Raw genomic sequence first — 8,374 nt, forward strand, 5'->3', positions numbered from 1 at the left:
CCCGGCCCCGTTTTCCCACCCGCACGGGTGGTGCGGGTGGGAAAACGGGGCCGGGCGACGGCGTAGCCGAGGCGGTCGATCAGCCCACCGCTGTCTTCAAGGCCGTGCGGCTGCCCAAGCCCGCGGTGGACCAGCCGACGACCACCCTCAAGGCCCCGCCGGCTCCAAAGGCCCCCGAGACCCCTGAGGCTCCCGCCGAGCGCACCAGCAAGTTCGTCGCGCTCAAGCCCCTCGACGAACCCCGCACGCCCCGAAGGGACACCGCCCAGGTCGGCCCCGAGCGCACGACCCAGCAGCCGCTTCCCCCGAAGCCCCCGCTGGACCTCCTCGCCGAGCTGACCAACACCCCGCCGCCGCCGGAGACCCCGGTCCGCACGGCGATCCGCAGGGTCAAGATCTGGACCCCGCTGGTCGTCCTGCTGGCGATCGTGTTTGCAGTAGTGCAGGCTCTGCGACCGCTGCCGACGCCGTCCCTCACGCTCACCGCCGACGACTCGTACACCTTCGACGGCAGCAAGGCGAACCTCCCGTGGCCGAGCGAGGGCCAGGGCTGGATGGACGTCAACGGCATCGGCACGATGGGCAACTTCGGCAAGCAGACGCCGGTCGCCATCGGCTCGGTCGCCAAGGCGATGACGGCGTACATCGTCCTCAAGGACCACCCGCTGAAGTCGGGCGCGGAGGGCGAGAAGATCACCGTGGACGCGACCGCCGAGAAGGAGGGCGGTTACGACAAGGACGGCGAGTCCACCCTCAACACCGTCAAGGCGGGCGACGTCCTCACCGAGAAGCAGGCGCTGTCGGCGATCATGATCCCGTCGGCGAACAACATCGCGCGCCTGCTGGCCCGTTGGGACGCGGGTTCCGAGGCGGCGTTCATCAAGAAGATGAACGACACCGCCAAGGCGCTGGGGATGACGAACACGACGTACACGGACGCCTCGGGCCTGAAGGAGACCACGGTCTCCACCGCCGAGGACCAGGTGAAGCTGGGCAACCAACTGGTCAAGATCCAGGCGCTGATGGACATCACCAAGCTCCCGAGCTGGGTCGACCCGTCGGGTCACAAGTGGACCAACTACAACCGCCTGGTGCCGTACAACAACTCGCTCGGCATCAAGACCGGCACGACCACCGCGGCCGGCGGCAACCTGCTGTTCGCCGCCACCAAGGAGGTCGGCGGTGAGACGGCCGTCGTCGTCGGCGCGATCCTCGGCCAGCACACCGCGCCGATCATCGACACCGTCAACGCGGTCAGCAAGACGGCGATGCTCGCGGCGCAGGACGCCATGACCTCGGCGAAGATCCTGAAGAAGGGCGATGTCGTCGGGTACGTCGACGACCAGCTCGGCGGTCACACCCCGGTCGTCGTCACCAAGGACGTCGCCGCGGTCGGCTGGGCCGGTCTCAAGGTGAAGCTGTCCTTCGCCCCCGACGCCGTACCGCACACCGCGAAGGCCGGCACCAAGGTGGGCACGCTCACCGTGGGCGACGGTTCGGGCGGCGCGGTCAAGGTGCCGGTCGCCCTGCAGAAGGATCTCGCGGAACCGGCCCTGACCGCGAAGCTGAAGCGTCTCGGCTGACCCACGAGGCGTTCTACGTCACCGCACCCCGCCGGCCGGCCACCCGCACGGGAGCCGACCGGCGGGGTGCGTGCTAGCGTCGCGAATCGGGGCACGTCGCCGGTCAGGTGGACGCGGCGTCGAACAGGCCGGGAACGGGACAGGACGCGGCCGGGAACAGAAGACGGGACACGGGGAGTGCCTTCAGGTGGCCACAGCGGAGCCGACACGCGCCGACGATGCCGATCCGGGCCCGGGAGCCGGCCCGCGAATACACCTGCCCGCGCAGCACACGGACCACGACGCGACACCTAGCGGACGCACCCGCTGGGCGGGTCTGGTCGACCGCCTCCGCGCCCCCTTCCTCCGTCACCCGGTGATCGGCTTCACGCTGCTCTCCGGGGTTCTGCACATCGCCTGGTTCTTCACGTTCGCGAACAGTGGCGGCGATCTCGCGGCGCAGGACGCCTGGGCGGAGTTCGTCGGCCGGCACCCGGACTCGGCGTACAACCTCGCCTGGTACGGCGGGATGCACCCGGTGTCGTACAGCGTGGTCTCGCCGTATCTGATGTCGGTCCTCGGTGTCCGTACGACGATGATGATCGCCGGGACGATCTCGGCGGGCCTGCTCACCCTGATCCTGATCCGCAGCCGCTCGGTGCGGAACCCGCTGTGGGCCTCGCTCGCGGGTGTCTTCGCGCTGCTGTGCAACGCGGCGTCGGGCCGGGTGACGTACGGCCTGGGCCTGGTGTTCGGGCTCGGCGCGGTGGCCGTCGTCTTCTGCTGGCCCTACCGCTGGCGCTACAAACGCTGGGCGAAGGCCCTGTGCGCGGCCCCGCTGGCCGCCCTCGCGACGATGTCCTCGCCGGTGGCCGGACTGTTCGTGGGCCTGGTCGCCGTGGCCCTGTTCCTGCAGAAGCGCCGCCCCGGCGCCTGGGCGCTCGGCCTCGCGCCCGCGGCCGTGGTGGCCGTGTCCGCCTGGCTGTTCCCGTTCTCCGGCACCCAGCCGATGCTGTTCGGCTCGATGATCCTGCCGCTGGCGTCCGGGATCCTCGTCTACTTCCTGGTGCCGCGCGAGTGGATCACCGTACGGATCACGGCGGCCGTGTACAGCATCGGGGTCATCCTGGTCTGGCTGGTCAGTTCACAGATCGGCTCGAACATCAGCCGGCTGGCGATGCTGTTCGCCGGGGTGGCCCTGATCGCCGCGCTGCCGTTCGTGACGCCCCGCTCGCGCAAGTGGTACACGATCGTGCTGGCCTTCATCGGCTTCACCGGCTGGATCGGCTTCAAGTCGGTCGACGACGTCGTCAACACCGCGCCCGCCGCGTCCTGGTCGCACGAACTCGCCCCGCTGGTCAACGAACTCCAGGAGGTCGGCGCCGAGCGCGGCCGGGTCGAGGTCGTCCCGGCCGCCTCCCACATCGAGGCCTCCGCCCTCGCGCCCTACGTCAACCTGGCCCGCGGCTGGAACCGCCAGGCCGACATGGAGCGCAACCCCCTCTTCTACGACGACACCCTCAACTCGGCGAACTACCACGAGTGGCTCCAGCGCTGGGCCGTCCACTACGTCGTCCTGCCGAAGGACAAGCTGGACGGCGACGGCGGCGAGCGCGAACGGGACCTGGTCCAGCGCGGGATGCCGTATCTGAAGCAGGTCTGGGGCGACACGAACTGGCAGCTGTTCCAGGTCACCGACCCGACACCGCTCGCCGAGCCGAACGCGGTCGTCGACCGGGCCGAGCAGGGCGAGCTGACCATCGAGGTGAAGAAGAAGGGCCGGATCCTGATCCGGATCCCGTACTCGCCGTGGCTGAGCGTCGTCGACGCGAAGGGCAAGAGCCTCAAGCCGCCGCAGGAGACCGACGCGTCGAAGCATCGCGCCGAGGGCACCCCGAAGACGTACGACAACCCCAACGGCTGCCTGATGGAGACCGAGGAGGACTCCAAGGGCGACAAGTGGACGATGCTGCTCGCGCCGAAGGCGGGGACGTACAGGCTCGCGGCGCCGTACCAGTTGCCCCGGGGCACGCCCTGCCCCGACGAACTGAAGTAGTCAGCGCAGCCGGTCGACGTACTTGTCGGTGCCCGGGACGGTGGGGATGAACGGCGCCACCAACTCGACGCTCCCCAGGCCGGATTCGGCCACGGCCGTGTCCAGCCCCGTGAAGTACTGCTCCCAGCAGTCCCGCGGATCCGCCTCCAGGAACCACAACAGCGTCAGCCGCGTATCCACCCCCTCGACCTGCTTGACGTAGGTCATGCGGTCGCCCGGCAGGGGCGTGGGTCGGAAGACCGTCACCATCGCGGCCGGTGAGCCCGCGAGCCGCTTCGGCAGGTGCCGAGACCGCAACCACTCCAGCAACTCGGCGCGCTGCGCTGCCGATTCACTGTCGACGACCTCCAACACCAGCCCGGCGTAAGGGTGGTCGAGGGCGTGGAAGTCCCTCGGTCCGGCCGCGCCGTCGCGGTACACGGTCGCCTCGTGGTCCTGGAACGCGGTGAAGACGTGCGTACGGTCCTGGTAGACCCGCCCGTCGCGATTCAGCCGTTTGTTGATGCCGACGGTCCACTTCATGTGGTCGTCGTAGCGGCCATCGGTGACCCAGTACGTGGAGAGGTAGCAGCCGGCGGTGACGGGCTGGGCGACCGCCGACTTCTCGGGATACCGCAGGAGTTGGAGGTCCCGGGTGGCGACCCAGCGGCGGCCCGCGTACATCCAGGGCATGGCCATCGCGCCGGCGTAGTAGTGGTCGTCCTCGTACCAGCGGTTGTACGCGTACTCGTGGCCGGGATGCGGTTCGACCATGGTGATCAGCGCGTGGCCCGGCCGGACTCCGTACGGTCCTACGGCGGCCAGCTCGGCGTACACGTCGCTCCGGGTGTCCTCGCTCACGTCGCTCCCCTTCCGTCCTCCGCCGGTCGCCCATACTCTGACGCCCCGTCAGATAAATCGCCAGACCCCGGGAGGGATCGGATGTCGCTGCTCGCGGGCAAGACCGTCGTCGTCTCGGGGGTCGGGGCCGGACTCGGCCACCAGGTCGCCGCCGCCGTCGTACGGGACGGAGGCAACGCCGTGCTCGGCGCGCGCACGGAGGCGCATCTCGCCAAGTCGGCCGCCGAGATCGACCCCGACGGGTCGCACACGGCGTACCGGTCGACGGACATCACGGACGAGGCGCAGTGCGAGGCGCTCGCGGAGGTGGCGCGGGAGCGGTTCGGGCGGATCGACGCGGTGGTCCATGTGGCCGCGTGGGACAGCTACTTCGGCGGGATCGAGGACGCGGACTTCGCCACCTGGCAGTCGGTGCTCGACGTGAACCTGCTGGGGACGCTGCGGATGACCCGGGCGTGCCTGCCCTCGCTGAAGGAGGCGGGCGGCGGCTCGGTCGTCATCATCGGGACGCAGTCGGCGGTGGCCGCGCCCTCGCAGGTGCGGCAGGCGGCGTACGCGGCGTCGAAGGGGGCGCTGACGAGCGCGATGTACTCGCTGGCAAGGGAGTTGGGGCCGTATCGGATCCGGGTGAACACCGTGCTGCCGGGGTGGATGTGGGGGCCGCCGGTGGAGGCGTACGTGCAGTTCACCGCGCACACGGAGAAGGTGCCGGAGGCGGAGGTGCTGAAGCGGCTGTCGGACCGGATGGCGCTGCCCGAGCTGGCGACGGACGGGGATGTGGCGGATGCGGCGGTGTTCCTGGCGTCGGAACGGGCGCGGGCGATCACCGGACAGTCGTTGCTGGTCAACGCCGGGGAGCTGATGCGATGAGTTCATGTAGGTGAACGCGGAACATCAATCCGAACGATTTTACTTGCCCTTGACTGTGCGCTTACTTGTCGTGCTCACGCGCGACCGCCCACGATGAGCCCCGGGCTGAACCGGCTCAATCGTGGGAGGGCGCATATGAACGGGCTCGACTGGGCCGTGCTCATCGGCTATTTCGGCGTGATGGTGGCCATCGGTGTGTGGTCGCACAAACGTGTCGACAACGTGAGCGACTTCTTCACCGCCGGCGGCAAGATGCCCTGGTGGCTGTCCGGCATCTCGCACCACATGTCGGGCTACAGCGCGGTCATGTTCACCGGCTACGCGGGCATCGCCTACACCTACGGCGTCACTTCCTTCATCACCTGGTCGTTCCCGATCGCCCTGGGCATCGCCATCGGCTCCAAGCTGTTCGCGCCGCGCATCAACCGGCTGCGCTCCCGGCTCCATGTGGCTTCCCCGCTCGAGTACTTGAAGAACCGCTACAACCTGCGCACCCAACAGGCGCTCGCCTGGTCCGGGATGCTGCTGAAGATCGTGGACGTGGCGGCCAAGTGGGCAGCGATCGCAACCCTGTTGTCCGTCTTCACAGGTGTGTCCCTCAACCAGGGCATCCTCATCACCGGCGCGATCACGGCGGTCTACTGCACGATCGGCGGCCTGTGGGCGGACGCGCTGACCGAACTCGGCCAGTTCGTCATCCAGTTGCTCGCCGGTGTCTCCATGTTCGTGGCCGTCGTACTGAAGTTGAACGACAAGGGCATCGGATTCCTCGGCGCCTGGGACGAACCGGCACTCCAGGGCCACGGCAAACCACTCGTCGGCCCCTACGGCACGGTCTTCCTCCTCGCGTTCCTCTTCATCAAGCTCTTCGAGTACAACGGCGGCATGCTCAACCAGGCCCAGCGCTACATGGCCACCAAGACCCCCCACGAGGCAGAGCGTTCGGCCCGCCTCTCGGCGGCACTGTGGCTCATCTGGCCGACGGTCCTGTTCTTCCCCATGTGGATGTCACCGCTCCTGGTCCACGCACAGAAGCCGGACGGCTCCGACTCCTACGGCCTGATGACCGAACAACTGCTGCCGCACGGCCTGTTGGGCCTGGTCGTCGTCGGCTTCTTCTCCCACACGATGGCCATGTGCTCGTCCGACGCGAACGCCATCGCGGCCGTCTTCACGAGGGACGTGGCACCCGTCATATCGGCCAAGGCCCGTGCGTGGAACGACCGTTCGGGCCTGATCGCCGCCCGCGTCACCACGGTCGTCTTCCTCGGCCTGTCGATGTCGGTGGCGACGCAGATCAACTCGCCCACGTTCAAGGACATCATCACCGTCGTCATCAAATGGGTCGCCGGTCTGATGGGCCCGATCGCGATCCCGATGATGCTCGGCCTGCTCCGCCCCTTCCGCAAGTCCGGCCCCACCGCGGCCCTGACGAGCTGGGCGGCGGGCCTGCTCGCCTTCTGGCTGGTCAACTACCCCATCAACTGGGAGGTCGACGGCGGCGTCCCGCTCCAGTACCAGGTGTCGGTCCCGCTCGCGGTCTCCCTGATCCTCTACATCCTCATCGGCTACGTGAAGCCCGAGGACACCCCCGAACGCGACGCGCTGATCGAACGGATCAACGGCGGCGGTGACGACGACGGAGACGCGGTCGCCGTGGCCGTACCGGCGCAGGCGGGAACGGGCGACGACGTGGTGGGCAGCAGCCAGTCATAACGACTGCACCCCTGCTACATACCTGCTACATACCTGCTGCATCCCTACTGCATCCCTGCTACGCCCCTCTCGGATACCGGGCGATCCAGCCCGGTATCCGAGAGGGGCGTAGCAGGGATGCAGTAGGGATGCAGCAGGTATGTAGCAGGTATGTAGCGCGGGAGGGCCGTCCGGCGGGAGGGCCGTCTCGCCGTACAACGCCCCCAGCAGCCCACCCGTGAGCGCCCCGGCACCCCCGGAGGGCCCACCGTGATTCACGGCAAGACACAACGCGTGCCGTACGTCCTCCCCGACGAGCGCGCAGTACACAGCCCCCGAGAGCACCCCCTCCGCGCTCCCCTCCCCCACGAGCTCCTCGACCCGCCCGGAAGTCGGCATCCCCTGCCGTACGGCACCGAGGGCACGCTGCAGCCCATCGGAGACGGGCTGATGGCCGGGCCGGGCGGCAAGCAGCGCAAGCGCCCGCTGCACCGCGCCGTCGAGACTCTCTCCGCGCGCGAGCCCATGCACGACGACGGCATACGCACCCGCCGCCAGATACCCCACCGGATGCCCATGGGTCTGCGCCGCGCACTCCACCGCGAGCTGCATCACCAACTGCGGCTCCCACCCGACGAGCAACCCGAACGGCGCGGAACGGGCAGCCGCCTCGCCCCCCACCTCACCAGGATTCTTGGGCGCGTCGAGAGTCCCCATCCGCTCGTCGCCGAACCCCATCAAACAAGCCCGAGTCGGATCCCGCCGAGCGTAGAGCCACTCCTCCCGCGCCAGCCACCCGTCGTCCTTACGACGCTCATCCGGCCCCCAGTCGTGCTGGGTGGCCGCCCACCGCAGATACGCCCGATGCAGATCGGTGGGGGGATGCCAGGCCCCGGTGTCACGCCTCACCTGCGCCCTGATCAGCCCGTCCACGGTGAAGAGAGTGAGCTGCGTGAGATGAGTGACGGCGCCCCGCCGCCCGTACCCGAACGGGAGATCCACGACGCCCTCCGCACCGTAGGCCTCCCGGATCTCGTCGATCGCCAACAGGTCGACGGGCGAACCGAGTGCGTCCCCCACGGCGGCCCCCAGCAGCGTCCCCCGCACCCGGCTCCGGAAGTCCTGCTGCTCGCCCCGCCCCCAGACGGCGCCGGCTGCGGCACTCACCAAGACCTCCACAGGCTCCGTCCGTACGTACGAGTCAGCTCAGCACTGTAATCGAACGGGGACGGTGGGTTGAGGGGGCTCGTGCCGACCGGGGTTGCAGATGTTGCCGTTGGGCCACTCGCTTCTTGTCAGTGTCGGGCCGGAACGGACCAAGTAAAGGGCGCTCCGCTGCGCTACGCGTCGG

General features: G+C 68.9%; 5 protein-coding genes and 1 pseudogene. 4 read left to right on the forward strand and 2 right to left on the reverse strand.

What is annotated here, in order from left to right; all coding sequences use genetic code 11:
- Together JHN45_RS48895 and JHN45_RS48900 are read left to right on the forward strand one after the other, a co-directional pair.
- A pseudogene (locus tag JHN45_RS48895) lies at positions 1 to 1,583 on the forward strand (D-alanyl-D-alanine carboxypeptidase); the annotation flags it as partial.
- A 187-nt stretch (positions 1,584 to 1,770) separates the two neighbouring features.
- Complete coding sequence (locus JHN45_RS48900; RefSeq protein ID WP_201055939.1) at positions 1,771 to 3,618, forward strand: MFS transporter; 1,848 nt, start codon at positions 1,771 to 1,773, stop codon at positions 3,616 to 3,618.
- Here JHN45_RS48900 and JHN45_RS48905 read toward each other — a convergent pair whose 3' ends face one another.
- Entirely contained in the window at positions 3,619 to 4,458 is an 840-nt protein-coding gene (locus JHN45_RS48905) for a hypothetical protein (protein WP_201055941.1), read from the reverse strand.
- An 81-nt stretch (positions 4,459 to 4,539) separates the two neighbouring features.
- Here JHN45_RS48905 and JHN45_RS48910 point away from each other — a divergent pair, with 81 nt between their 5' ends.
- Both JHN45_RS48910 and JHN45_RS48915 read left to right on the forward strand, forming a co-directional pair.
- The gene (locus JHN45_RS48910; RefSeq protein WP_200716991.1) at positions 4,540 to 5,328 is read left to right on the forward strand and encodes an SDR family oxidoreductase; all 789 of its coding nucleotides are present in this window, start codon (positions 4,540 to 4,542) and stop codon (positions 5,326 to 5,328) included.
- Positions 5,329 to 5,463: 135 nt separating this feature from the next.
- Positions 5,464 to 7,044 carry a sodium:solute symporter family protein gene (locus tag JHN45_RS48915; RefSeq protein ID WP_201055943.1) on the forward strand — a complete coding sequence of 527 codons (1,581 nt, stop codon included), beginning with the start codon at positions 5,464 to 5,466 and terminating at the stop codon, positions 7,042 to 7,044.
- On the opposite strand, the gene JHN45_RS48920 is transcribed toward JHN45_RS48915, so the two are convergent.
- Positions 7,039 to 8,190 (reverse strand): ADP-ribosylglycohydrolase family protein, encoded by a 1,152-nt coding sequence (locus JHN45_RS48920; protein ID WP_307783425.1) that lies wholly within the window; start codon positions 8,188 to 8,190, stop codon positions 7,039 to 7,041. The genes JHN45_RS48915 and JHN45_RS48920 overlap by 6 nt on opposite strands.
- Between the last annotated feature and the right edge of the window lie 184 nt (positions 8,191 to 8,374).

Origin of the sequence: Streptomyces sp. MBT53 (assembly GCF_016654115.1) — a bacterium.
Taxonomy (GTDB): Bacteria; Actinomycetota; Actinomycetes; order Streptomycetales; family Streptomycetaceae; genus Streptomyces.